The organism is Streptococcus sp. GMD4S (genome assembly GCF_000296955.1).
On the sequence record NZ_AJRE01000219.1, the window covers coordinates 1 to 1,484 of the forward strand.

Here is a 1,484-nt window from a genome sequence, read left to right on the forward strand (position 1 = left end):
TCAAAGTAAAGACTAGCCAGTTCAAAGGCAGTTTGGTCATCGTATTCTAATTCTAAAGCTTTTTCTAAGAATTCAGTTGCAGCTTCAAACTTACCTAACTGGGCATAAGCGTAGCCAATTCGCTGATAGGTTGAGACACCCGTTTGCTCATAGATGGAGCGATTGTCTAATTGAGCATAGCCCTGAATAGCTTCCTGATAATTTCCTAGCTCGCTATCCAACTCAGCCAAACCAAAAACTAATAAGGCATCATCTGAGTAGTTTAAGGCTTCCAGTAACTTTTCACGTGCTACATCTGTCAATCCTTCCAACTGATAGAGGTCTGCCTTCAAGGCCAAGGCCGATACGTACCAGTCACTTTCGGGTGTGATTTCCTCAAGGTAAGCAAAGGCTTCCTCAACATTGCCATCCTCACTAGCAATGCTGGCTAAGTTCAGATTCACTTCTGCAAATTCTGTAACGATATGTTGGTAAATTTCTTTTGCTTGAGGATAAAAGCCAACTCCCTCTAGATAGTTTGCTAGTTCGTAAAGAACCTCACTTGAATCTGTTTCGAGGGCTTTGTGAAAATACTGATCCGCTTTGGTTAAATTCTGTTCATCCAAAGCCTGGAGCATACGTTGACTATTGTTCACTTTTGATTTCCTCCCCTTCTTCTTCATACAGACCGCTAACTTTTTTGTACCAGTTAAAGATAGCTGAAATAACGACCTTGGCAGAGGCATAGACAGGGATTCCCAGCAAGACTCCCCAAATACCAAACATAGAACCTGAAGTTAGGAGAACAAAGAGGACATTGATTGGATGAATGTTTAGCTGACTACCTAAAATAAGCGGAGAAACGAAGCGACCTTCAATCGTTTGTTCAACAATAAAGACAATAATCACTTTCAAAAGCATGACAGGCCCCGCTATTAAGCCCAAAACCAAAGCAGGCAACATCGCTAGAAAACTACCCAGGTAAGGTACTAGATTGAGGATACCAGCCGTAATTCCAAGAGTCACAGCATATCTGAGACCAATAATCTTAAAGAAGATAATAAACATAATTGCCACGATAATAGCAACTGTAACCTGTCCTCTAACATAGTTTGACAACTGTTTATTAACATCTGACAAAACTTGTCCGACAGGTTCTTTTAACTTGTTTGGGATGAATTTAGTCAGGTAATCTCGCAAGCCTTTCCCATCTCTCAAAAGATAAAAGAGCATGAAGGGTACGATAATAACCGCAACAATGACCTGGGAAACGCTACTGATAAAGGCGCTAACCCAGTTAACAGCTTGAGAAGAGATTTTGCTGGCCCACATGGTCGCCTCACTAGAAACATTGGAAAGAACCTGCTCCAACTGTGGTCTAAAATCATCTGGCAAGCGTTTGGTTACAAGGTCATTGATCACCTTATCAGCATCTTCCAGGTATGTCGGCACATTCTTCGCAAAATTTAAGACTTGACGTTGCAGATTAGGAATTGCGACTGCCA

Annotated in this window: 2 protein-coding genes; both read right to left on the reverse strand. The window is 41.5% G+C overall.

Translation table 11 applies throughout. The features are described 5' to 3' along the window. Nucleotides 1–635: tetratricopeptide repeat protein (locus GMD4S_RS08800; RefSeq protein ID WP_001065985.1), on the reverse strand; the 635-nt coding region annotated here is incomplete at its 3' end. After that, on the reverse strand, nt 625–1,484 hold an 860-nt coding region (locus GMD4S_RS08805), incomplete at its 5' end, for an AI-2E family transporter (RefSeq protein ID WP_000962395.1). The genes GMD4S_RS08805 and GMD4S_RS08800, both read right to left, overlap by 11 nt.